This is a genomic window from Pseudomaricurvus sp. HS19, assembly GCF_009857815.1.
In the GTDB taxonomy this organism is placed as follows: domain Bacteria; phylum Pseudomonadota; class Gammaproteobacteria; order Pseudomonadales; family Cellvibrionaceae; genus Pseudomaricurvus.
In genome coordinates this window covers 106,614-130,623 of sequence record NZ_WVVW01000001.1, presented here as the reverse complement: position 1 = coordinate 130,623, position 24,010 = coordinate 106,614, and the positions used below count along the sequence as shown (strand labels likewise).

Genomic DNA, 24,010 nt, shown 5'->3' with positions numbered 1-24,010 from the left:
AACAGAGGGCAAAGTTTCGCAAACGAAACCGCAGAGACAGGGTTAGAAACAAAAAGGCCCCGCCTGCCACCTGAAGGCAGACGGGGCCTGGTTCCGCATAGTGCCTTAGTTAACGGCGCTGATAATAAACAGCAGATCGCCGGCACTGACCTGCTGACCGTTGGCCACGTTGCGATGCTCAATCCGGTACTTCTTGTCCGATGGGTAGAGCTCGTTGTCCGGGCCGTTGTAGTTATCCAGGCTCAGCTGGCTGAACATCTTCATCGCCTCCACCAGCGCCAATGTAACGCTGGTATCCACCACATCACCCGGCTTCACAAAGTCAGGGTCTGAGGGTGAGGCGGCGGTGTAGAAGACACCGGTGGCCGGGGCAAATACCTTCAGCTCATGGCTGTCATCCACACGGATGGCATCCGCCGACGAGCCTGCACTACCCTGCTGGGCGAACTCGGCCACAAACTCTTCCGCATCCAGCATGGAGAGGAAGCCAGGCAGGTAGTTGGTATCGTAGACACCGTTGCGGAAGGTCTTGTCCTTGAGGATACGCTTGAGCAGCGGGATGTTGGTGGCAATGCCATCAATCACCACGCCATCCAGGTAGTTGTAGAGTTTCTCAACGACATCCTCACGGCTCTCGCCCCGGCAGATGATCTGTGCGATCAGACTGTCGTAGTAAGGCGAGATCTCCACATCGCTGGCGGCGATGGAAATAATCTCCACATCATCACGCTCCGGCATCACACAGTTGCTGATGTAGCCGGGGTTAGGCGCCAGTTTCAGGTGACCGTCGCTGCCCATAACCGCTTTCTCGGCGGTAACGCGAACTTCGATGGCGTAACCTTTATCCTGCGGCTGCAGATGCTCAATGGTCTGGCCGGACGCAATACGGAACTGCGCCTGCACAATGTCGATACCGGAAGTGGCTTCGGTAACCGGGTGCTCTACCTGCAGGCGGGTGTTCATCTCCATGAAGTAGACGGCGTTGTTCTGGATGTCGTAGATATACTCCACGGTACCGGCGCCGGTGTAATCCACCTGGTTCGCCAGCGCCTTGGTGTAGTTTTCCACCTTGGCTTTCAGCGCCGCTGGCAGCATGGTGGAGCCTGACTCTTCAACCACCTTCTGGTTGTCGCGCTGTACGGTACAGTCGCGAATGCCCAGCACGGAGGTGTTGCCGGCGCTGTCGCGCAACAGCTGTACCTCGATGTGGCGCATGGAAGTGACGAACTTCTCCAGGTAGAGATCACCACTGCCAAAGGCAGAGCGGGCCTCGGTACTGATGACGGAGTAGAAACGGCTCATCTCATCGGCGGAGTGAACCACCTTGATGCCTTTACCACCACCACCGTGTACCGCTTTCAGCAGCACCGGGTAGCCAATGTGATCGGCAATCTCTGCCGCCTGCTCGACACCGGTGAGGATCGCGTGACTGCCGGGCACCACAGGTACGCCACAGGCCATGGCGGTTTTCACCGCGTTGGATTTGTTGCCCATGGTGGTCATGCTGTCGGCACTGGGGCCCACAAAGTTGATGCCGTTACTCACACAAAGTGTGGCAAAGGATGGGCTCTCGGAGAGGAAGCCAATACCCGGGTGCAGCGAGTCCACCTGCTCGTACTCGGCCACCTTGATGATGGACGGTGCATTGAGGTAGCTCTCATCGGAGGAGTTACCACCGATACACACCAGGCGATCCGTGGGCTTCAGCATACGCGCCGGCACCGCATTCATATCCGGGTCGGACGCCACCAACACCACCTGGATATCATTTTCCTGAGCCTTGCGGATCAGCTTCACTGCGGTACAGCCACGGGCGTGTACCAGCACCTTCTTCACCGGCGCCATCAGCGCTTTCGGATCGGTGTCGGAGAGCTGGTCATCACAATCCACACACGGCAGCGCTTTCTGCAGGGCACTGGCAATCACATCGTCAACAGTGAGATCCGGCAATGGAATGACCGGGTCAATAGTGCGCAGTGACGCGTCCAGGTCCGCCACAAACGGGTGCTTGACCAGTCCCGCCATCGCGCCCGGGGTGGTGGAGAGGTAGTTGGACAGGGTGGACTGGGATGGCAGGTAGGAAGGCACCACCATCTGGCCGGCAAACGGCATATTACAGCCGGAGAAGTAGTAGGTCTGCACCAGCGGGTGGGTCACAAAGCTGGCCTGGGCACCACCGGTACAGTCACCAAAGCCGAATACCACGATGGGCAGGTCGAAGTCCGCCACAAAGCGGGTAATACGGTCGTTGACTACCGCCATGGAGAAGAGCGCTGCGGCCCCCTCCTTGGTCTGCATACCACCGGAGCTGATAAAGCAGACGATAGGCAGCTGCTGCTGGGCACACTCCACCATCAGGGCGCAGAACTTGCGGGCACTGGCCATATCAAAGGCACCGGCCTGGAACTCCACATTGGAAATCGCCACACCCACACGACTGGGATTGCCGCCGCCCTCACCGGCGATCTCACCGATACCGGTGACCAGGCCACAGGGGCGTTTGTTGGCAGCGATAGCGGCTTCAATGGACTGGTGGAAACCGGGGAAATTTACCGGGTTGGCACTGGTACTGTCAGCGTGGAACTCAGCGAAGTTACTGAAGTAAGTACTGAGGATGGTTTCCGGCTGCGGTGTGCTGCTCTTTTTCACGGAACGCAGCAGGCGCTGCAACAGCAGGTCGCGATAGCCCATGGTCAGGCGGTTCCAGAAATCCTTCTTGCGACCGATACGTACCGGGGTGATAAGCCCCTTGAAAGTGCCACCGTTGAGGCTGCTGTAGTACTCGGGCAACAGCGTCTCGAAGAAATAGGTGAGGATCACAAACAGGCTTTCGTTCATCTGCGGGAAGCCGATGTTCTTCCAGGCTTCCACCTTGGTCAGCAGGTCGCCACGACCGCCGTGATTGGCCAGGTACTTCAGCCACTGTTCGAACGTCTTGCGCTCTTTCTTCGCGTCGCCGCTCTCCATCAGTACGGAGTTGAGGGAGGCCTCCAGCAGATCGGAAACCGACTTCTTCGACAGGCTGCGGCTTTCCATCGCTTCCCGGGCAATGCTCGGCAGGTTGGCAACCACGTTGTCGTAGAGGGCATCGAAGATCAGCAGGTTGCGGCACTGCTGAATAAAATCCAGACGCAGGTCCCGGTGCAGCACAATATCCAGTACATGCATATCGGACAGCTCGGGCCAGTACTCCACGGAAGGTTCGCGGGTCTCATCTTCAAGCAGGTCGATCAGTGCCTTGAAGTTATTCTTCGCCGTGCCCTTCCAGCGGTTGTAGAGGAAGAAGCAGATACCAAACAGCATTGCCTGTTTGGCTTTCTCGTAATTCTCCTGTGGCTCACCCAGCAGCAGGCGGGAAACCTTGTTGCGCTCCTTGTTCTGGCTCGCCATGCGATCGGAGAACTGCTTCCACAGCTTGGTCAGCTCATCGTCGTAGACGATCTTGTCCGGGCTCTCGATCCAGGTGTTAAACAGGCGCGCCTGATCCTGCAGGATACGGTCTTTCAGGTCACCCCGTGGCAGGCGTGCTTCAGCGGTCAGTTCATATTCCCGCACACTGATGGACTTGAGGCGGTTGCTGCTCTGCAGGTAGCGGATGTAGCGCAGGCAGAGGCCGAAAATATTGGGCTGTGCCGTTGGGGATGTGGTGCGACGCTTGGTGTCCAGCGCGCGGTAGTATTCGGTGGGATTGAGGTAGCGGTCCAGGTTGAGCTGGTACTGCTTGATCAGCGACGGATTGTTGGCCACGAACTTGCGCGAGGCCTCCTCAATCGCTTCGATACCGGACACCATGGCACGTTGCAGGTTGTCGCGGCGCTCATCCTGGTCCCAGGGGGTATAGTCGATAATGCCATCGATACAGCCGTTGGAGAGCAGCTCTTCCGGGCTCACACCCACGCTCTTGGCACACTCCTGCCAGGAGAGATTGAACTTACGGGCAATGCTCTGCAGGCCCTGGGGCTGGATGGTGTTAAACACCCCGTCACGCACGGACAGCAGCAGGTTGGCCGCGGCCAGCGGAATAGCACCACCGGAATAGCCCATACCCAGCACAATCCCCAGGGTCGGCACTGAAGCCGAGGCACTGGCGGTAATCATCTGGGAGATGGAGTGGGCCTGGTTGTTCTTGTTGGCAATTTCACCGGCATCGGCCCCGGGGGTGTCGATAAGGAACACAATCGGCAGGCCCATTTCGGAGAAACGCAGGATGGCTTCGCTGGCCTGCAGGTGGTGCTCCGGCATCCAGGCGCCGTTGGAGGAGGTGCGCTCCTGGCCGATGATGGCGATGCGGCGCCTGCCATGGCTGAAGTTCAGCTCGATCTCGGCAATATAAAGGGATCCCTTCAGCTGGCTGGTGACGATAGTGGCATTGAGCTGCTCTACCACCTCACGCACACCGGGACGCTTGTTGTGCTGGGTTGGCATGACCACTTCGTCGATATACTCATCGACGTCCATCCGCACCAGCTGGCGCAGGCGCGACTTGATGCGGCGCTCGTCGATAACGCCATCCAGGTAGAGAGAGGCTTTCAGGGGGTCCCGTTCCGGCAGTACCGAGAAGGTTGCGGCGTCACGATCCGCGTTAATGAAGAGTTCGTCACTTTCCTGGACTTTGGCAAGCTCTGCTTTTGTATTCATGGAGGCCTATTCTTATCCGTAATCGGGGACTTAGTGCGCAAAAAGCGATAGGATCTACCCACCAGGCGCGTATAATTCACGAAACAGCCCAACCATATCGGATATAGTGCGCACTCTGTAGGAATTGACCAAAAACAGACTGTTCCATATCTGAAACAATCGACCAGGGATCTCAGACCACCGATGTTCGATCTGAATACGCTGCTTTTATTCGTCAAGGTTGTTGAATTAGGGAGCTTTTCCGACGCGTCCCGGGAGTTGAATACCCCCAAGTCCACCATCAGCCGCAAGATCTCGCAGCTGGAAGAACACCTCGACGTACGCCTGCTGCAACGCAATACGCGCCAGGTGCAGCTGACCGAGGTAGGCCGCCAGATCTACGACCGCTCGGTGCGCATTCTCAAAGAGGCGCTGCAGGTCAGCACCACAGCCGAGAACTCCCGTCAGGAAGTGGCCGGCAACCTCAAGATTATCGCCCCCATCTCCTTTAACCCGGAGACCCTGACCAACCTGTGTGCCGGCTTTATGCAGAACTATTCCAAGGTGGATATCGACCTGCAGTTCAGTGACGGGGATGTGGACCTGCTGGGGCATAACGCCGATATCGCCATCAAGTTCGGCCCCCTGTCGGACTCCAACCTGATTGCCAAACTGCTGTTTGAACGGGAACGGGTACTGGTGGCCAGCCGCGAATACATTCAGCAGCACGGCCAGCCCACTGACCTGGAAAGCCTCAAAAGCCACGACGGCCTGATTTTGGGTAACTCGCGCGCCATGCCCCTGTGGCCCTTTGGCAGTGGTGAAAATCGCCACCTCGTCAGCATCAAACCCCGCTACCGGGTTAACAGCTCCGCCAGCCTCAAACAGATGGCGAAGGCCGGGCTCGGCATCGCCATGCTCACCCGTACCGATTGCGAGGCTGCGCTGAAGGCCGGATCACTGGTGCAACTGCTGCCCGAGATCCCCATTGAGCCGATCAAGTGCTACGGCCTCTACACCAGTCGTATGCAGCTGGCGCCAAAGATTTCGCACTTTCTGGATTATGTGGTGCGCCATGCCAATGAGCAGCGCGGTGGGCTTCCCAAGTTGTCGCTGGTGGAAAGCTGAGAGTCTCCCCCCCGCAATATCTCAGGCAAGCAGTTGTTGTCGCAGCCTTTCGATATCCCCTTGCCCCAGACCCAGGCCGGTGACGTAGTACCCCTCCATGGAACCATAGGCCTCGATGATTCCCGCAAACGTTGCCCGCAGGTAATCGGGATCCACGGTGTACAACGGCAGTAACGCTTCCGCTTCACGCGCACCCGCCTGATCTGAATCCACCAGTTGCCCGCGAGCCTGGCGGGTTACATCCGTCCGGCCGGTGTAGAACGCCAGGCTCAGCATGTAATCTTCGACAATGGTCTCCTGCTCTACCCCCAACAGAGCGAGAATCAGGGCACAGGCCACACCAGTACGATCCTTGCCACCACTGCAGTGAATCAGTAACGGGGTTTCCCCTGCCCGCAGCAGGGAGAAGATCTGCTGCATCTGCTGCTGCACCTGTGGCCGGGTACCCATGCGCCGATACATGTCGATCATGATCTGCCTGGAAACTTCCGCACTGCCCCCTTCACGGGCACCACTCATCACACCGGCCGTACTGGATTTATCCCGGAAAAATGGCAGATGGTAAAACCGTACCTCGCTTCCCTGATACCACCGGGTAGGTGCCCGGTCCCGCTCGATGTCACGGCGCAAGTCGCACACGGCACGAATACCCAACGGCACCAGCATAGCCAGGTCAGCCTCAGTCAATTCTGACAGCGCAGCTGCACGAAACAATTTTCCCGTCCTGACACAGCCACCCACGTTACTGCGATAGCCGCCAAAGTCACGGAAGTTTTTGGCACCTTGCAGAGCGATGCTGCGCTCACCCGGGGACAGTACAGACAAAATCACACCTCAAAGCATTAACTAACGTCGACCCCTGAAGTGTCAGACCTGACCCGGCTGGGTCGCCGGCGCATAGCCCCGGGACATCAACCAGCGCGCGCTGACGATCAGCAGCATCGACACGAACTGAATACCAATCAACACCATGAACAAGAGCTCATAACCACCGGTCCGGTCATAAATCTCACCTGCACAGCGCACGCCGATGGCGCCAACGATGGCCATGCCGGTGGTGGCCAGGCCATTGACGGTGCCAAACGAGGCCGGTCCGAAGGTGCTGGCCAGCAACGAGAAAAAGACCGGCAAGGTGGCGCCCACAGCGATACCCAGCAGCACACAGCCAATCCTGAGCTGGGTGTAGTTGTCGGCCACCAGGAACACGAAATTGGCCAGCGCCATCAGCGCAAAGCAGGCCACCAGCACCAGGGTGCTGTCAAAACGCTGGCCAATGGAGGCCACCAACAATTTCCCGCACACACCACCACCGGCAAACAGCGACAGCAACCCCGCAGCCGTGGCCGCCGTCAGCCCCATATCCTGCCCCAGGGGAACGATGGTAATACTGAAGGCATGAGCGGCACCGACGACAAAAGAGACGCTCAGGCACATAAACCAGAACAACGGCAGCCGCAGTACGGACAGTAAGGACATGGGTACCTCGGAAGCCGTGGAGGCAGGTGTCCTCTCACTGGCCGGATGCTCTCCGGGTACCTCCCGGTCATTCTCACCGGGCCGATCCCTGACCAGCAGCACCAGCACACTGATCGCCACCATCAACACCACCCCCTCAACAATGAGTGTCTGCCGCCAACCAATCCGCTCCAGCAGAAAACCCAGCAAAGGCGGCATCAGCACCCCGCCAAAGGATATCCCCAGGGCCGCGAGAGCCATCGCCCGGCTGCGGTAAACACTGAACCAGCGAGCGATCAACACCGTTACCGAAGCGGTACCTGCGGCAATGGTGGATACCGCCAACGGCAAGGTAACAATGGCCGCAGAAACATAAAGGGAATCCGACAGGCCTATGGCGATAAGACAGCCACCGAGCAATAGCGCACCTGTCCACATCATCTGCCGCAATGGCCTGCGGTCCAGCAGGCTGCCAACAAATGGCGAACAGACCGCGCAACCAAAGCTCAATAAAATAGCGGCGGTATTGGCCTCCGCGCGGGTCAACTCGAACTCTGTGGCCAGGGGCAGGACGAAAACACCCATGGAGGTAAACACACCGCCGATGATGAGCGTATTAATCACCACCGCAATGGCGACGATAAACCAGCCGTAATAGACCTTGTTCATGAACAGCTCCTCACTCGCGTGAATTGTCTTTATCGTTATAGTGAAGTTCGGCGTTCAAACCACAGCGTATCAGCGCTGTCCGCCATCCACCCGCAGCAGTGCCCCCGTGGTAAAGGATGAGCGAGGGCTGGCCAGCATCAGAACAGCGGGAATGATCTCCTGCGGCTCACCAGCGCGCCGGGCGGCGTTGTTCATGCTGTTCAACTCCTCCTCGGTCCAGTCGGTATGGGCTTCCGTCAGAAACGGCCCCGCCGACACCGTATTGACTCGTACGCTGGGGGCGTACTCCTTCGCCAGAGACACTGTCATCGCATTCAAGGCCGCCTTGGAAGCGCCATAGGGCACCACCTGCGGCAGCGCCATCAATGCACCGGTGGAGCTAATGTTGATAATGCTGCCCCCCTCCCCCTGGGACATGCGGTGGGCAATCTCGCTCGCCAGCCGGAAGGGCCCTTTGAAATTGAGGTTCATCACCGCATCAAATAATTTTTCGCTCACCTGGTGGCTGGGACACCCCGGCGACATACCGGCGTTGTTGATCAGGATATCGATACGGCCAAAGTGCGCGTAGACAGTTTCAATCAAAGCGTCACATTGTTCCCAGCGCCCCACATGGGTGGCCACTGCCAGCGCCCGCCGGCCCATGGCACGAACCTCTTCGGCCACGCGCTCACAGTTTTCCAGCTTGCGACTGGCGATCACCACATCGCAACCACGCTCCGCCAACGCCCGGACCATGTGGTAACCGAGTCCGCGGGAGCCACCGGTGACCACGGCCACCAGCCCGGTGAAATCAAACAAGGCATCCACGCTCAATCCTCCAGCAGGTGGGCGTATTTCTTCTTCGCCAGTGCAAGCCGGGTCGGGTTGTGATCTGTAGGGAAGAGTCCCTCGGTGGCCACCGCTTTTTTTAGATAAGCCTTGGCCACCTGCACCTGATGAACTTCGGTGGGACCGTCTGCCGACGCCAGCGCCGGTGCGCCGGCCCAGATTTTGGCCAGAGGTGTTTCATGGGTAACCCCAAGCGCACCATGCAAATGCACCGCGCGCTGGGCGATATCGAAAAAGATTTTGCCCAGCTGCGCCTTGCACATGCCGATGTGGGTACGCGCGGCACCGTGGGGCTGGGTGTCGATAATCCAGGCGGTTTTTAATACCAGCAGGCGAAACTGCTCCAGTTCAATAATTGAATCGGCGATCTGCGCCTGCACGATCTGGTGATCACCCAGGCGCTTGCCTTTGGTGCGACGGGAGACTGCCCGTTCCAGCATCATATCGATGGCGCGCTGTAACAACCCCACCGTGCGCATGCAGTGGTGAATACGACCGCCGCCGAGACGTGCCTGGGCAACCTTGAACGCCCCTCCCGGCTCACCCAGCATGGCATCCAACGGTACACGCACCTGGTTGTACCGCATGTACGCCGAAGTGGCGTTCTCGCCATCGGCGTTCTCGGTCAACAGCGGCGAGTTGCGGATAATTTCAATGCCCGGGCGATCGGCATCCACGAGGAACATGGACATACGCTCGTGGGGCGCGTTGTCAGGATTGGTCACTGCCATAACAATAAAGAACTCGGCAAAACGCGCATTGGAGGAGAACCACTTCTCCCCTTCAATGACCCACTCATCACCATCACGCCAGGCCTTACACTCAAACTCCAGCGGATCGCTGCCCGCCTGCGGCTCGGTCATGGAAAAGCACGATACAATATCGCCGTCCATCAACGGCTTGAGGTATTTCCGCTTTTGCTCTTCGGTGCCAAACATGGCGAGGATTTCGGCATTGCCGGTATCGGGGGCCTGAGTACCAAAGACCGTCGGTGCCCAGCTGGAGCGGCCAAGGATTTCGTTCATCAACGCCAGTTTCACCTGACCATAGCCCGGACCACCGAGATCAGGCCCCAGGTGACAGGCCCAGAGTTTCTGCGCCTGCACCTGTTCCTGCAGCGGCCGCACGATCCGCCGGGCCTTGCTGTGCTTGACGTCATACATGTCGTGGGGTGTAGGGAACAGCAGGTCCACCAGCTCACACTCCTCACGCACAAAGGTGTTCATCCAATCCAGTTTTTCCTGAAACTCCGGCTCTACACTGAAGTCGATCATGACAAGCTCCTGTTAAGCTTCGGCTTTGCTTTTATGTTTTTCTGACTCGAATACTTTCAGTATCTGATGCCTGGCGTCGACGAGGCCTGCCACACCACCGCATGCATTCGGCTAACCAATTCTCTTCACAATTTCAGCGGCGGAGGCAAAGCAGTCCAGCACAATCCCGGAAAAAAACTCGCCAGCTTCCTTATCCAGTTTGCCGATAGCCGCCTGCGCCACCTTGTACTCCATAATGCAGCCCGCCTTGAAACGGGCGAGAACCAGGTAGTAATCGAAGTGACTCATGTCGCGCCCGGTGCCGGCACCGTAATAGCGGATCAACTCCTGCCGACTGGGCCAGTGGCTGGTATCGTTAAGACTGGAGGTGCCCACATCAGGCATGCGCTCATCGCGCAGCCCACCGAGGAACCAGCCCAGATCCACCAATGGATCGCCGATGGTGGTTAGCTCCCAGTCGATGAGGGCCTTTACCCGGCAGGGCAGGTCTTCGGCGAATAGCATATTGGGCGTGCCCACATCACCGTGAATAATCCCGACCTCATAGTTGGCAGGCGTATTGGCCCTCAACCAGGACTCCACCAACTCATAGCCTGGCAGCTCTCGACCGGGATAGTCGTACTTCTCCTTGTAGGACGCCAACTGGGTGGCCCAACGATCCACCTGTCGCTCCAGGTAACGATCCGGTTTGCCGAACCCCTCCAGTCCAATAGCCTTGTAGTCAACATTGGCCAGGGCAACCAGGGCATCGACCACGGCGTAGGGAACGCGGTAACCGCAGGGCGCCTTATCAAACGGCGCAGGATAGGTGGTGACTCCGTCGACGATCTGCGCCGACCAGCCCTCGACTTTCTCCATGACGTAAAACGGCGCACCTATCAGCCCTGCATCTTCGCAGGCACCAAAACATTTGGGATGGGGAACATTGGTCTGATCAAGAGCGGAGAGCATTCTGGCTTCGCGCAGAACCGTGCGTTCAGCACCGGGGGGAGGTGTTGCCGGCGGCCGCCGCAACACCATGGAGGGGCCTCCCCTGTTAAGGCCAATGACGACATTGGAAAAGCCGCCGGAGATCAGGTCTACCTGAAGAGGCCCGCTTCCCAACTGCGGAACATTGTCATCCAGCCAGGCCGACAATGCGGGCGTATTAACCAGTTCCTCAAGATTATGTTTCAACCCCATCGATTTCCCTCTGTCGCACGTAGGTCTCAATTTCGCGGCGCAGCTTGCGCAGATCCGCCGTAATCTTTTCGCAACGTTTGTGATCCAGGGTTTCTGTTAAGCCCTCTGCGGACTTGCGGGCTCGGGCATCAATTTCAGCCTTCAGTTCAATCCCGCTTGCCGTGGGCTCAAGCAACTTGGCGCGAAGATCGCCGGGATTATCTACCGCTTTTATCAGCCCCTGTTTTATCAATGCATTGGCTGAACGCTGAATCACCTGGCGGGGACTGCCAAGACTGCGGCCGATCTGGGACATGGTGGGAGGCTTTGCGGCAACCACAACCGCGGTCAGTACAGTCACTTCGGTTTTGGTGAGGCCAACATCCTTGAGGGACTGTCCCAGTACCGTACGCAAGCGACTGCTGGTCCTGATCAGCTCGTCGACCATCAGAAACAGGGGATCGGCATATTTGTTATCGAGTGTATTTTTCATGCTGTCTTCATACTGGATATTGTCATCTTTGATGTCAATATTGATTAATGGCCCAGGGCCGTTGAAACCAGCCCTTCCGGCCAGTCATTCCAAGACTATTTTAGAATTAACCCAAACTTTATTATTAATAATAATCATATTTTACCGGCCATATGGCCAGATATTGCAGGTAACTCGGGATTAAAAAGGCTTTGAGTTACGGTAAGTAACTATGTTCATCATATACCCCCCTCCCCGTTAAGTTAGGTTAATTGTCACAGTAGTGACATTCTGCTAGCCTCATTTCTATCCCGAATACAGGAAGCCCATTGCCCAAGATAGATAAAGCGACAGATACAACACTGAACAGTAGCGATTGATGTAGATAAGAAGGATAAATATGCATCCCTATCAATACGCCAGTAGCCATCCACAGCGCCCCGCGTTCGTGATAGCCGATAAAGGGCTGCAACTCAGCTATGCAGAGCTGGAAGAACGCTCCAATAAAGTGGCCCATCTTTTCAGGCAACATGGACTGGCACCCGGCGATCGCGCCGGCGTCATACTCAAAAACACCCTGGACTTCCCCGTCATCTACTGGGGCGCGCAGCGTTCAGGCATTATCCTGACCCTCATTTCGACCCACCTGAAACCCGAGGAAGCTGCCTATATCCTCAACGACAGCCATTCCCGGCTGCTGATCTCCGACAACAGCGCCAGTGAAGTTCTCGCCGTGTTGGCCAGCAGCGAGCTCACACCCGGGGTGGAGGCCTTCTACGATGCCGGTGAGCAACCTGCTCCCGGCACCAGCTCCTTTCACGAGGCACTGGCGCCTCTGCCAGGCACACCGATAGCCGACCAGACCGCCGGTTACCATCTGCTCTATTCCAGTGGCACCACCGGGCGCCCCAAGGGCATCGCGCACAAGTTTACACCGGGCCCCATAGAAAACCTGTCGCCAACCGACAGCTCCGTGCGCCTGTACCAGGCGTTCGACCCACTGGTGACCTTCACCGCAGGCCCGGTCTACCACGGTGCACCCCTGCATACACTGTTGCTCACCCATCGCCTGGGCGGAACCTTTGTCACCCTGAGCAAGTTTGACGAAGAGCAAACCCTCAAAGCGATTCAGGATTGGCACATCAGCGTGGCCCAGTTTGTACCGACCATGTTTGTCAGGATGCTGGCCCTGCCCCAGGCCGTAAGAGAGAGTTACGACCTCTCCTCCCTGAGGTATGTCTCCCATGCCGCTGCACCCTGTCCCGCTGGCATCAAGCAACAGATGTTTGACTGGCTGGGGCCAATTATTCACGAGTACTACTCTTCCACCGAAAACCTGGGCGCGACCTATATTGGCCCTCAGGAGTGGCTGCAAAAGCCGGGATCGGTAGGCAAAAGTGTTACCGGAAAAATCCACATCTGCGATGAAGAGACCGGTGCAGAGAAGCCAGCCGGCGAGCCGGGACTCATCTACTTTGAACTGGGCGAAGGCCGGGGCTTTGACTACATCAATGAGCCGGAAAAAACCCGCAAGGTAAGACACCCTACAGAACCTGACTGGGGCACGCCGGGAGATATCGGCTATCTGGATGAGGACGGCTACCTGTTCCTGACCGACCGCAAGGATTTCACCATCATCTCCGGCGGGGTCAATATCTATCCGCAGATTATCGAAGACACCCTCATTGTGCACCGCGATGTGCTGGATGCCGCAGTGATCGGTGTGCCCAACCCTGAATTTGGCGAAGAGGTGAAAGCCATTATCCAACTGAAAGACCCGGACTGTGATAAGGCATTGGTCAAGGAGGAGTTGATCCGCTGGTGCAAATCACACACCTCATCCATTAATTGCCCGAGGTCATTTGAATTTGTTGACGCGATTCCGCGTTTACCCTCCGGCAAACTGGCCAAACACGAATTGCGCCGCCTGTACGGCTCCGGCAGCGCCTGGTAATGATGGCCAGGCTTTGACACCAAAACAGGATTTACGCAGCAGGATCTACAGAATACGACCAACGACATAACAATAAGAGTCACAGGATCTTTAACCAACCGAAGTAGATGTACTTAAGTCGACCTAAGCTCGCGAGGGTTCGAAGCACTACTGAGCGACAGGTCACCCGCGTTACAGCAACACCAACAACAATAAAATAACTAGATAAAATGGGCTGACGTCATGGAAAAGCAACTCAATAAATCCCTCTTGGCATCCTGTATAGCACTACTCTGCGCCGGAGTCTCCTCACCGGAGACAGTACGGGCAGCCGCCACACTGGAAGAAGTGGTGGTCACGGCAACACGGCGGGAAGAAGGCCTGCAATCGATTCCCGCCAGTATTGCAGCCGTCACCGGCGATGGACTTGCCCAGCAAGGCATTACCGATTTCACCGGTGTCGCAGACAAGATCTCCGGTTTGACCCTCGACTTCCCCTCCACTGCCATTAACGCTGCGATCTATATGCGTGGTGTGGGCACCACCGGCCCGTCAGCGGTGCAGTCGGTATCCACCATGGTCGACGGCGTCTACCAGATCCGTCAGGGCCTGGCCTTTACCGAACTGATGGACATCGAGCGGGTGGAAGTACTGCGCGGCCCACAGGGGACCCTGTTTGGTAAAAACTCCACCTCCGGTGCCATTCGTATTTTTACCGCCGACCCCAACCCGGACGAGTTCTCCGGCAAGGTGCAGGGGGTGGCCGGCAACCTTGACGCGCAGGAACTGCGCGGCATTGTGAACATTCCCCTGATAGAAGGAAAACTGGGCGCCCGTATCAGCGGTTATACCGCCGAACGGGACGGTTACACGGAAAACGTCTATCTGAACGAGGACACCCGTAACGTCGACCGCGAGGGCTGGCGAGCCAAACTGTTGTGGAATGTCACCGACGACCTGCAACTGAAACTCACCGCCGACAATCACAAACAGTCCTCCAGATTGGATAACGGTATCACCGAGTACTCAACCACTGCCCTCAATAACGCAGCTGCACTGGGGGTTACTCTGCCGCAGACGAGTCTGGGTAAAGCCCAGGAAGACCAGTCCTCCTTCACCAAAGAAGAGGTAGAACGCTACATCTTTAACGTGAAGTGGAGCTTCGCCAACCACACCCTGTCGACTATTTCCGCGTGGGAAGAGAACAATGCAATTCTGGGACAGGATCGGGATGAAACCATAGCCCCTGGCCAGGTAGTCGCTGTCCACCCCGTGTTCGGCCCAATTGTTGCGCCCTACACCAACAACGAAACACCCCAGGAAATCATGACCCATGAAGTGCAGTGGGCCTCAGACTTCGAGGGCCCCTTTTCCTACCTGATCGGCATCTACTATCAGGACGAATCCACCGAGAGTATTACCTCGATTCCGCCACTGTTTGATGGTACGACCCCCATTGAAGTAAAGAGCAAGGCCCTGTTTGGTAATGTCTCCTACGACTTTAACGACCAATGGAGCGCCAGCCTGGGTTTGCGCAAGGACAAGGATGAGCGCACCGGCAGCAACTCGGTGGTGGGCCAGAATCACGTGGAGGAGTTCGATGAAGTCACCTACTCCGCCAAGCTCACGTATCAGATGGATACCGACATCATGCTCTACGTCTCCCACGACAAAGGCTTTAAATCAGGGGGCGTACAGCGCGACTTTGCCGGCTGTGGACGCGGCGGCAACTGCATCACACCCGACCTGGCCCTGTGGGATCCTGAAACGGCCTACAACTACGAATTCGGTTTCAAAACCGAATGGTTTGGCAATCGCCTGCGCGTGAATGGCGCGCTCTTCTATACCAAGTTTGAGGACTTCCAGGTCCTGCAGAACGTGCCCTCCGAAGTCAGCGTACTGGTAACCAACGCCGCCGAGGCAGAAACCAAGGGGCTGGAGCTGGAATTCACCGGTGTGGTGACCGACCACCTGACCATCGATGGTAGCGCCAGCTATGTACTGGCCGAATATTCGGACTACGAAGGCGCCCCCTGTGCCTACTCAACCCAACCCGGTTGTGTCGGCGGCCTGCAGGATCTCAGCGGTGAAACCCTGGATCACGCGCCCGAGTTCTCCCTCAACCTGGGTGGTGAGTACCGTCGCGGCATTGGATCGGGCGATATGGAGTGGTTTGGCCGTATCGACATGACCTATCGCAGCGACCAGAACCTCTATGTGTTACTGCCGGAGGAGACTGAAGAGGATGCCTACGCACTGTTTAACCTGCGGTTTGGCCTGGAAGTGGCGAACTCCTGGGGTGTAACCCTGTGGGGTAAAAACATCCTCGACGAAGAGTACCGCAGCGCCGCCGATACCGCCGGTTCTGCGGGTCTCTCTGAGGTGCCGGGGCTGGAACGCACCTATGGCGTAACCCTGGATTGGTATTTCTGATAAGCCCGACTGAAAAAAACCTGTAGCCGCTCCCTACAGTACCTTGCACCCCAACTGCTGCCCTGCAGCACTTGGGGTCTTTTTTATTATCGATGCCAACCTGTAAAGCGATCTCCTTCTGCCACCGGGCCAATACCAGCCCGCCATAAAAAAGCCGGCCCAGGAGGGCCGGCTTTTTCAGGCTGGAAACCGGGTCGCGCCCGGGATGCTGTCAGAGAAAACCTTCAGCCTTCAGGTCCGCCACGGTAGCTTCAATACTTTCGCGTAACACAGCCACCAGGAAATCCACATTCTCCTTGTTCAGGGTCAGCGGTGGTGACAACACGTTCATGTGCGCCAGCGGCCGTACAATCAGTCCACGGGCCTGGCAGTGATCGGCGATACGGTTGCCTACACGGGCTGCCGGATCAATCAGCTCCTTGGTCACCTTGTTCGCCACGTTCTCGATACACATCATGAACTTGCGACCGCGAACATCACCGACAATGGGGAGATCCATCAGGGTTTTCAGTTGCGCTTCAAAGTAGGCACCCATCTCCATGGCGTTGCCACAGATATTTTCCCGCTCCATGATCTCGATATTTTTCACACCGGCAGCACAGCTGACCGGGTGACCGGAATAGGTGAAACCGTGGGTGAAGATGGCGCCGTCCGCCTGCGGCTTGCTGATAACTTCATAGATATCGTCAGACAGGATAGTGGCACCCAGCGGCAGGTAACCGGAGGTCAGGCCTTTGGCGCAGGTGATAATGTCCGGCACGATGCCAAACTCGGCTTCGGAGGCGAACATGTGGCCCAGGCGACCGAAAGCGGTTACCACTTCATCGGACACATAGAGCACGCCGTACTTGCGGCACACTTCCAGGGTCTTCCTGTGGTAACCCTCTGGCGGCACGATAACGCCACCGGCGCCCATGATGGGCTCGGCGAAGAATGCAGCAACATTATCCGGACCCATCTCCAGGATCTTGTCTTCAAGCTCCTGCACCTTTTCATCACAGAACGCTTCCAGGCTCTGCCCTTCCGGACGACGGTAAGGGTTCGGGCAGGAGATGTGGGCCACCATCTGCTCATCGATATCAAAACCGATATGGTCGAACTTTACACCGGTGATGGACATGGCCATGTAGGTACTGCCGTGGTAACCGTCGATGCGACCGATGATCTTCTTCTTGTTGGGCTTGCCCAGCTGGTTGAAGTAGAAGTGGATAATACGCACGGCGGTGTCGTTGGCCACGGAACCACCACAGCCATAGAAGACATGGTTCAGGTTACCCGGAGCCAGCTCGGCCAGCTTGGCCGCCAACTGTGCTGCAGGCACGGTGGTGTGGTGACCAAAGCAGGAGTAGTAGGGAATCTGGCGCACCTGGTCGGCGATGGCCTGGGCCATCTCCTCGCGGGCGTAGCCGATGTTCACACACCAGAGTCCGCCAATGCCGTCCAGGTAGCGGTTACCGTTGCCGTCCTGCACGTGCACGTTGTCACTGTCGGTCAGCACCATGGAGCCGGTTTCTTTAAAGGTGGAGAAGTCGGTCCAGGGATGGATGTAGTGATCCCGATCCTGCTGCCATACCTTTTTTACATCAATGGGTTGTTTGTTGGACATTTCGGGATTACTCCTGATTTGCGTTCATAACTGTTACCCCTGACCATATAGCGGGGGCGCATATAGATAAAATAGTATTTGTCTCACCCTTGCATCAGATAACCTGATGCAGAGGCATTAGCCTTTATGGCTCAATCACTCAGCCGATCGATCAGCCGCTGTACAAACAACTCACACTTGCCGAGTTCGCTGCCGAGAATGTACTCATCGGGCTTGTGGCCCTGGTCCATGCTGCCGGGGCCGCACACCACCGTGGGCACACCCAGCACCTGGCTGAACAGGCCACCCTCGGTGCCGAAGTTGATACTGCCCGGCTCGCTCTCATCGGTGAGGCTGCGTACAAACGCCACCACCGCTTCGTCATCTGCCGTGCTCAGCCCCGGATATTCCGTGGTGATATCAATAGTGATAGCGCAGTCTTCGCTCACCTGCTGCATCTCTGCCACCAGGGTTTCCGCATAGGCGCGGAATTCCGCCAGCAACTGGTGCGGGTCATCGGCAGCGATATTGCGGATCTCAAACAGAAAACTGCAGTGGTTGGGCACAATATTGAGCGCCGTGCCCCCCGCTACCGTGCCGGTATGCACCGTGCTGTAGGGAATGTCGTAACCCGCCTCAAACGGCCCCTGCTCCCGTTTCTGAAACGCCAGCTGCTCCAGCCAGTTAATCAGCCGGGCGGCGTAGTTCACCGCGTTGACACCCATGGGGGCCATGCCGGAGTGACACTCCTTGCCCTGCACCGTGACCCGGGCCGCCAGCTTGCCCTTGTGAGCGGTGACCACCTGCATGGTGGTGGGCTCGCCAATGATGCAGATCGCCGGTTTCAGCGGGTGCTCACGCAACATATCGATCAGCCGCCGCACACCCACACAGCCGATCTCCTCGTCAAAGGAGAAGGCCAGATGGATGGGCGTGTGCAGTGACCGCTTCACCATCTCCGGCACTGCCGCGAGTACCACCGCCAGGAAACCTTTCATATCGCTGGTGCCGCGGCCGTAGTAGTGATCATCCTCTTCCGTCAGCGCATAGGGTTCCCTGAGCCACTGCTGGCCGGTCACAGGTACCGTATCGGTATGGCCGGAGAGCATCACCCCTGCCCGGTCCTGCGGGCCGATGGTGGCGTAGAGGTTGGCCTTGTTCTCTTCTGCGTTAAACACCAGCTGGCTGTCGACGCCATGGGTACGCAGGAAACCCAGCACATACTCCATCAGCGCCAGATTGGAATTGGCACTGGTGGTATCGAAGCCGATCAGGGCCCGAAGAATTTCAACAGTCAGCGTGTTCGACATGCTAGTTCCAGTAATTAATGACAGTTCCGACATTAAATGACAGTGGTTAAGCCAACGCTTTAGCATCGGCCTTCATGGTGTTACTCGTCGCCCGGAACCCCGTAGCTCTCCGCATTGGCTGGATCTTTGGCACGGGTGATGTAGGCCTGCATTTGCGGCTCGTAGTTGTGCCAGACACTGCGCAATTCAGTGATGGGCTGCTCATGCCAATCCACGCGCAGATTCACCACCGGCCACTTGGGCTCGGCACACACCAGCAAGCCCGCCGAATGCACCGGTCCAAGTTCTCCACCGGCCGCAAGACCCGCTTCCAGAGCTTGCAACAGACGTTCCGCCAGATGGCCGCTGCTGGCCTCAAAGGCATTAACAATGGCTTGCGGGACCTGCTCATTCGCCAGCAGGTTACCCATGGCCAGGCAGTTCTCGCCCTGGGCAGTGGCATAGATCCCCAGCGCCTCGCTGCCGCTGAAGGTCACACCCTCACCGCGATTGTTCAAGACGCCCAATTGACGCCAGCTGGCGTCAGTATCAGCCTGTTTAATGGCATCCAGCACCTGCTCCGGGGACTCGCCCTGAGCCAGCAATTCCAGCGCCAGGGGGCCAAGATCCGGGTTGGTCACGTTCTGGGTCAGCGCCACACCGGTGCCGCTGCTGACAAACGCGCAGCGGCTGGCTACACAGATACTGGAAGAGCTGATTGCACAACCCAGCATGCCGGTTTCCGGACAGTAGCCGGCAATGGAAAACGTCATATCGGTTCCCTATCTCTTAATCAGGCTGCGTCATCGGGGATGACGGCGATCACATCGATCTCCATCAGCCACTCCGGCTGCGCCAGCCCCGCCACCACCAGACCGGTGGAGATTGGGAATACTCCTTTCAGCCATTTGCCCACTTCGCGGTAGACCGGCTCGCGAAAGCGCGGGTCAGTGATGTAGGTGGTGGTTTTGACGATGTGGGACATGTCCGAGCCCGCCTCTTCCAACAGCTGCTTAACATTTTTCATAGCCTGCTCGGCCTGCGCCCGCGGGTCACCCAGACCTACCAGGTTGCCGTCAAAATCGGTACCCACCTGACCACGAACGTATACAGTATTGCCCGCCCGAACGGCCTGGCACAGGTCGTTGTCGAGGGACTGGTTAGGATAGGTTTCCTTGGTGTTGAACATGCGAATGCGCGTGTGCGTTGGCATGGACTGGCTCTCTCAATAGTGAAAACGGATGTCATTCATTTCAGGGGCAGGCCCATGCCCGCCCCGCGTCGTACACTCTCAGGATTCCTGATAGGACGAATATTTACGCTGCGTCGCGATATGGTCGGCAATGTGTTTGGCATCGTGCCACACACCCCAGATAAACGTGGAGCCGCGGCGCGACAGCCAGGGCAGTCCGACAAAGTAAATACCGGGCTCCGCCGAAACACCACGCTGATGACTGGGCTTGCCCTGTTCATCAAAGGCGTTCACCTGCAACCAGCTGTAATCAATACTGTAGCCGGTGGCCCAGATAATGGAGGTCACGCCGGCCGCCGCCAGGTCAAGTTGCTGCAACGGGTTGATCATGCATTCCGGATCCGGCAGCTGGCGACGCGCTTCCGGCTCTTCCGGCAGGTCGAGGCCATTGCGCTCGATGTAGGCATCCGCCTCGTCCAGCAGAGACAGGTAGTTGGCATCACCGCGATTGATATTCTCCACCAGGTTGGGGGCAAAGGTAGCCACACCCTTGTCAAAGCCCTGGGTCAGGCCTACCAGGTGCACGCCCTGCCCGGCCAGCTCGCGGAAGTCCACGGTGCCCTTGCCGCCGTGGGCGCCAGTCACTGCAATGGTGACGTGCTCGGTACCTGGCTGCATGGCTTCCATGTCCCACTTGCCCAGCACACCCAGCCACCAGACAAAGTCGCGGTTGCGGTAAGAGCGTGGCGGACGATCGTGGGCACCCACGGAGAGGTAAACCTTCTTGCCGGCACGATTCAGTTCATCGGCAATCTGTACCCCGGACGACCCGGCACCAACCACCAGCACGGCACCTTCCGGCAACTGCGCAGGGTTGCGGTAGTGGGCAGAGTGCATCTGCAGCAGGTTGTCGTCCTGCGGTGCAATAGCCGGAATCACTGGCTTCTGGAACGGACCCGTGGCCGCCACAATTCGGTTGGCCTCAATCACACCTTCCGAAGTCTCTACCGTAAAGCCGGCACGACCGGTGTTGCGGGTGACTTTCAGTACATCGACGCCGGTCTGAATGGGCGCGTTAAACTGCTTCGCGTAATCGACAAAGTAATCGGCGATCTTCTCCTTCGGCACAAAGTCATCGGGACCGAACTCGCTGAACTCCATACCGGGAAAACGATCGTGCCAGGCAGGGCCATTGGCCACCAGCGAATCCCAGCGCTCACTGCGCCAGCGCTCCGCAATACGACTGCGCTCCAGCACCAGATGCGGTACATCCAGTTTGGTCAGGTGTTCACTCATAGCCACGCCGGCCTGGCCAGCGCCTACCACCAACGTATCGATCTGTTTTTTTGTGCTTGTCATGTCTGCATCCCGTATTGCGAGTCTGACGTTTACGGAGCCTGACCAATCACGATGCGCATCCGGGATGCCCATCTGCCGGCCTTCAAATCTCCAACATTTGAATCAAGCCTAGGGGAACAAAATGAATCGTTAAAATATTATTAATTTTATATTTGAATTAAAAAATCTGATGCAGGCTTTGGCAATATAAAGCAGAAGCGACACCATAAAGTCCAATCGAAGACCTCGCCCGATGAACACCCGGCGCTCAAATGTCCGGCTATACCGCTGCCAAACCATTCACGCCGCGCGACAACAGCGCGTCTGATGGCACACAGGCTCAGCCAGACGACAGCGCGGTCGGATGATTAGTTTTCAATCAATCGGAAATCTTTTTTCCTGCACCCAGCTGGTGCGGTTTTTCCCCCGCATTCCCCCAAATGGGGAATCCCTGCCATTTAGCTGATTCCCTATATAAGGAAGCAACAATAACGCACCACCACGCCTTTACGCCCTGTAACGGGGCAACCCCTCTGCATAGGTTTTTTTAAAGCAAAACATAAAAACATAGTTATCAGTTAATGCAGGGCGCTGTGATATACCTTTTAAAACACTGACAAACCCACAGCTTGTGGGCCTGCAATTCATCAGCAGAGCGCCGTTATGAAAGAAATCATCCAGATCAAAAACATGTCCAAGAGCTACGGTTCCTACCAGGCCATCAAGGACATCTCCCTCGATATCTACCATAACGAGTTCTTTACCCTGCTGGGCCCCAGCGGCTGTGGCAAGACCACCCTGCTGCGCACCATCGCCGGTTTCGAGACCCCCACCAGTGGCACCATCAAGCTGCATGGCCAGGACATTCAGGACCTGCCGGCCCACAAGCGCCGGGTCAATACCGTGTTCCAGAACTACGCCCTCTTTCCTCACATGAACCTGGCCGAAAACATCGATTTCGGCCTGCGCATGCTGGACTGGAGTGCCGATGAGCGCGCCCAGCAGGTGGGGGAGATGCTGGACCTGGTGCACATGAAACAGTTTGCCAAACGCATGCCCTCCCAGCTCTCTGGCGGCCAGCAGCAGCGCATTGCCCTGGCCCGCGCGCTGGCACCACAGCCGGAAGTGCTGCTGCTGGATGAGCCCCTGTCGGCGCTGGACCACAAGCTGCGTCAGGACATGCGCGATGAACTGCAGGCCCTGCAACGCGAAACCGGCATCACCTTTGTGTTCGTGACCCACGACCAGGAAGAAGCCCTGGCCATGTCCGATCGCATCTGCCTGCTGGCTCATGGCGAGATTCAGCAGCTGAGCGATTCCATCGACATCTACGAAAACCCCAACAACAAGTTTGTCGCCGACTTTATCGGTGAAACCAACTTTATGCCGGTATCGGTCAAGGACAGGAGCGACGACGCTATTGTGGTGGACACACCACTGGGCATTGACATCAAGGTAGCGAACACCGGCTTCAAAAAGGGTGACGAAGCCACCCTCTCCCTGCGTCCGGAAAAGATCTCCATCAACGCCAAAGATCTGGACGTCAATATCGAAGGCGAAGTGATCCATCATCGCTACATGGGTGGCTACACCCACTACACCGTGCGCGTCGACGGCGGTCATGAACTGCGGGTCTCCCGCGGCAACGAGATCAGCAACGACATTCGCTTCAAACTCAACGAGCGGGTTCGGCTCAGTTTTGCCTACGCCTCGGCACGGGTACTGGCGGCATGAGCAGCGTCCACAAAATGAAAGAGGGCTACCTCAACATCCTCGGCCTGGCCCCCGCCTATGTGGTGATGCTGTTTATGATGGTCATACCGCTGGGCATCATCGTCTATGTCTCGATGATGACCTCCGATCCCTACGGCGGTTTCATCAGCGAATTTTCCCTGGACTCGTTTCAGCAGATCCTGTTTGTCACCGACTGGGACGACAACCTGCAACTGGATCTGCAATACCTGAATATCATCGGTCGCACACTCCTGCTGTCACTGATCACCGCCATCATCTGTCTTTGCCTCGCGTTTCCGGTGGCTTTCTACATCGCCCGCCAATCCGCATCGCGCAAGGCCCTGCTGCTGTTTCTGGTGATGCTGCCCTTCTGGATCAGCATGATCGTACGCGTCTACGCCTGGGTGCTGATTCTCAGCGACAACGGCGTGCTGGAGAGCGTGCTCAGCTTCCTCGGCCTGGTAGATGACATGGACTCCCTGCTCTACAACAACGGCGCCATGCTGGTGGGCATGGTGTACAGCTACATCCCGCTGATGATCCTGCCCATCTACGCCAGCATTGAAAAGCTCGACCTGCGCCTGGTCGAGGCTGCCAGTGACCTCTACGCCAACCGCTTCAACACCCTGTTCCGCATTGTTTTACCACTGTGCAAACCCGGCATTGTGGCCGGCATCATCCTGGTGTTCGTACCCTGCCTCGGCACCGTGCTGGAACCCATGCTGCTGGGCGGTGGCAAGACCATGCTGATGGGCAACCTGATCCAGAACCAGTTTGGGGTCGCCCGCAACTGGTCCTTCGGCGCCAGCCTGACCTTGGCTTTGCTGGCCATCGTAATGATTTTCCTGATGCTGCAAGCTCTGCGGGCATCACGCCTCAAGCAACAGGAGCAGTAAGTC

17 protein-coding genes are annotated in these 24,010 nt (G+C 57.4%); 5 read left to right on the top strand and 12 right to left on the bottom strand.

Annotated features, from left to right (window positions below; all coding sequences use genetic code 11):
• Positions 1-105: 105 nt before the first annotated feature.
• Positions 106-4,638, bottom strand: a complete 4,533-nt coding sequence (locus GSF27_RS00520; RefSeq protein ID WP_160964641.1) for a biotin carboxylase N-terminal domain-containing protein — start codon at positions 4,636-4,638, stop codon at positions 106-108.
• Positions 4,639-4,821: 183 nt separating this feature from the next.
• On the opposite strand from GSF27_RS00520, the gene GSF27_RS00515 reads away from it, so the two are divergent.
• Positions 4,822-5,745: a LysR family transcriptional regulator gene (locus GSF27_RS00515; protein ID WP_160964639.1), complete on the top strand. Its 924-nt coding sequence runs from the start codon at positions 4,822-4,824 to the stop codon at positions 5,743-5,745.
• 21 nt (positions 5,746-5,766) lie between these two features.
• On the opposite strand, the gene GSF27_RS00510 is transcribed toward GSF27_RS00515, so the two are convergent.
• The 6 genes from GSF27_RS00510 to GSF27_RS00485 all read right to left on the bottom strand — a co-directional run bounded on the left by GSF27_RS00510 (position 5,767) and on the right by GSF27_RS00485 (position 11,628).
• Positions 5,767-6,570, bottom strand: a complete 804-nt coding sequence (locus GSF27_RS00510) for a tyrosine-protein phosphatase (protein WP_160964637.1) — start codon at positions 6,568-6,570, stop codon at positions 5,767-5,769.
• A 42-nt stretch (positions 6,571-6,612) separates the two neighbouring features.
• Positions 6,613-7,869 (bottom strand): MFS transporter, encoded by a 1,257-nt coding sequence (locus GSF27_RS00505; protein WP_160964635.1) that lies wholly within the window; start codon positions 7,867-7,869, stop codon positions 6,613-6,615.
• 69 nt (positions 7,870-7,938) lie between these two features.
• On the bottom strand, positions 7,939-8,679 hold the full coding sequence (locus GSF27_RS00500) for an SDR family oxidoreductase (protein WP_160964633.1): 741 nt from the start codon (positions 8,677-8,679) through the stop codon (positions 7,939-7,941).
• A 2-nt stretch (positions 8,680-8,681) separates the two neighbouring features.
• On the bottom strand, positions 8,682-9,974 hold the full coding sequence (locus GSF27_RS00495) for an acyl-CoA dehydrogenase family protein (RefSeq protein ID WP_160964631.1): 1,293 nt from the start codon (positions 9,972-9,974) through the stop codon (positions 8,682-8,684).
• Between the two features lie 111 nt (positions 9,975-10,085).
• Positions 10,086-11,150, bottom strand: a complete 1,065-nt coding sequence (locus GSF27_RS00490; RefSeq protein ID WP_202410218.1) for a phosphotransferase family protein — start codon at positions 11,148-11,150, stop codon at positions 10,086-10,088.
• On the bottom strand, positions 11,140-11,628 hold the full coding sequence (locus GSF27_RS00485) for a MarR family winged helix-turn-helix transcriptional regulator (RefSeq protein ID WP_160964627.1): 489 nt from the start codon (positions 11,626-11,628) through the stop codon (positions 11,140-11,142). The genes GSF27_RS00490 and GSF27_RS00485 overlap by 11 nt, the downstream gene beginning before the upstream one ends.
• A gap of 379 nt (positions 11,629-12,007) precedes the next feature.
• On the opposite strand from GSF27_RS00485, the gene GSF27_RS00480 reads away from it, so the two are divergent.
• Positions 12,008-13,561, top strand: a complete 1,554-nt coding sequence (locus GSF27_RS00480; protein ID WP_160964625.1) for an AMP-binding protein — start codon at positions 12,008-12,010, stop codon at positions 13,559-13,561.
• A gap of 222 nt (positions 13,562-13,783) precedes the next feature.
• Positions 13,784-15,973 carry a TonB-dependent receptor gene (locus GSF27_RS00475; RefSeq protein ID WP_160964623.1) on the top strand — a complete coding sequence of 730 codons (2,190 nt, stop codon included), beginning with the start codon at positions 13,784-13,786 and terminating at the stop codon, positions 15,971-15,973.
• Between the two features lie 211 nt (positions 15,974-16,184).
• Here the strand turns inward: GSF27_RS00475 and GSF27_RS00470 are convergent, their stop codons facing one another.
• The 5 genes from GSF27_RS00470 to GSF27_RS00450 form a co-directional block, all read right to left on the bottom strand.
• Positions 16,185-17,579: an aminotransferase gene (locus GSF27_RS00470; protein ID WP_160964621.1), complete on the bottom strand. Its 1,395-nt coding sequence runs from the start codon at positions 17,577-17,579 to the stop codon at positions 16,185-16,187.
• 131 nt (positions 17,580-17,710) lie between these two features.
• Positions 17,711-18,868: an acetylornithine deacetylase gene (gene argE, locus GSF27_RS00465; RefSeq protein ID WP_160964619.1), complete on the bottom strand. Its 1,158-nt coding sequence runs from the start codon at positions 18,866-18,868 to the stop codon at positions 17,711-17,713.
• A gap of 80 nt (positions 18,869-18,948) precedes the next feature.
• Positions 18,949-19,620: a DUF1028 domain-containing protein gene (locus GSF27_RS00460; RefSeq protein WP_160964617.1), complete on the bottom strand. Its 672-nt coding sequence runs from the start codon at positions 19,618-19,620 to the stop codon at positions 18,949-18,951.
• A 20-nt stretch (positions 19,621-19,640) separates the two neighbouring features.
• Positions 19,641-20,060 carry a RidA family protein gene (locus GSF27_RS00455; protein WP_160964615.1) on the bottom strand — a complete coding sequence of 140 codons (420 nt, stop codon included), beginning with the start codon at positions 20,058-20,060 and terminating at the stop codon, positions 19,641-19,643.
• 78 nt (positions 20,061-20,138) lie between these two features.
• Positions 20,139-21,398, bottom strand: coding sequence for an NAD(P)/FAD-dependent oxidoreductase (locus tag GSF27_RS00450; RefSeq protein ID WP_160964613.1), 1,260 nt, complete (start codon positions 21,396-21,398; stop codon positions 20,139-20,141).
• A gap of 642 nt (positions 21,399-22,040) precedes the next feature.
• Here GSF27_RS00450 and GSF27_RS00445 point away from each other — a divergent pair.
• Positions 22,041-23,111: an ABC transporter ATP-binding protein gene (locus tag GSF27_RS00445; protein WP_160964611.1), complete on the top strand. Its 1,071-nt coding sequence runs from the start codon at positions 22,041-22,043 to the stop codon at positions 23,109-23,111.
• Positions 23,108-24,007 (top strand): ABC transporter permease, encoded by a 900-nt coding sequence (locus GSF27_RS00440; protein WP_202410217.1) that lies wholly within the window; start codon positions 23,108-23,110, stop codon positions 24,005-24,007. The genes GSF27_RS00445 and GSF27_RS00440 overlap by 4 nt, the downstream gene beginning before the upstream one ends.
• Positions 24,008-24,010: the final 3 nt, after the last annotated feature.

Excerpts from the sequence above, each read along its gene's own strand:
- GSF27_RS00505 (WP_160964635.1), bottom strand. The coding sequence starts at position 7,869 with ATGAACAAGGTCTATTACGGCTGGTTTATCGTCGCCATTGCGGTGGTG.
- GSF27_RS00480 (WP_160964625.1), top strand. The coding sequence starts at position 12,008 with ATGCATCCCTATCAATACGCCAGTAGCCATCCACAGCGCCCCGCGTTC.
- GSF27_RS00515 (WP_160964639.1), top strand. The coding sequence starts at position 4,822 with ATGTTCGATCTGAATACGCTGCTTTTATTCGTCAAGGTTGTTGAATTA.
- GSF27_RS00485 (WP_160964627.1), bottom strand. The coding sequence starts at position 11,628 with ATGAAAAATACACTCGATAACAAATATGCCGATCCCCTGTTTCTGATG.
- GSF27_RS00460 (WP_160964617.1), bottom strand. The coding sequence starts at position 19,620 with ATGACGTTTTCCATTGCCGGCTACTGTCCGGAAACCGGCATGCTGGGT.
- GSF27_RS00470 (WP_160964621.1), bottom strand. The coding sequence starts at position 17,579 with ATGTCCAACAAACAACCCATTGATGTAAAAAAGGTATGGCAGCAGGAT.
- GSF27_RS00475 (WP_160964623.1), top strand. The coding sequence starts at position 13,784 with ATGGAAAAGCAACTCAATAAATCCCTCTTGGCATCCTGTATAGCACTA.
- GSF27_RS00520 (WP_160964641.1), bottom strand. The coding sequence starts at position 4,638 with ATGAATACAAAAGCAGAGCTTGCCAAAGTCCAGGAAAGTGACGAACTC.
- GSF27_RS00440 (WP_202410217.1), top strand. The coding sequence starts at position 23,108 with ATGAGCAGCGTCCACAAAATGAAAGAGGGCTACCTCAACATCCTCGGC.
- GSF27_RS00445 (WP_160964611.1), top strand. The coding sequence starts at position 22,041 with ATGAAAGAAATCATCCAGATCAAAAACATGTCCAAGAGCTACGGTTCC.
- GSF27_RS00495 (WP_160964631.1), bottom strand. The coding sequence starts at position 9,974 with ATGATCGACTTCAGTGTAGAGCCGGAGTTTCAGGAAAAACTGGATTGG.
- GSF27_RS00455 (WP_160964615.1), bottom strand. The coding sequence starts at position 20,060 with ATGCCAACGCACACGCGCATTCGCATGTTCAACACCAAGGAAACCTAT.
- argE (WP_160964619.1), bottom strand. The coding sequence starts at position 18,868 with ATGTCGAACACGCTGACTGTTGAAATTCTTCGGGCCCTGATCGGCTTC.
- GSF27_RS00450 (WP_160964613.1), bottom strand. The coding sequence starts at position 21,398 with ATGACAAGCACAAAAAAACAGATCGATACGTTGGTGGTAGGCGCTGGC.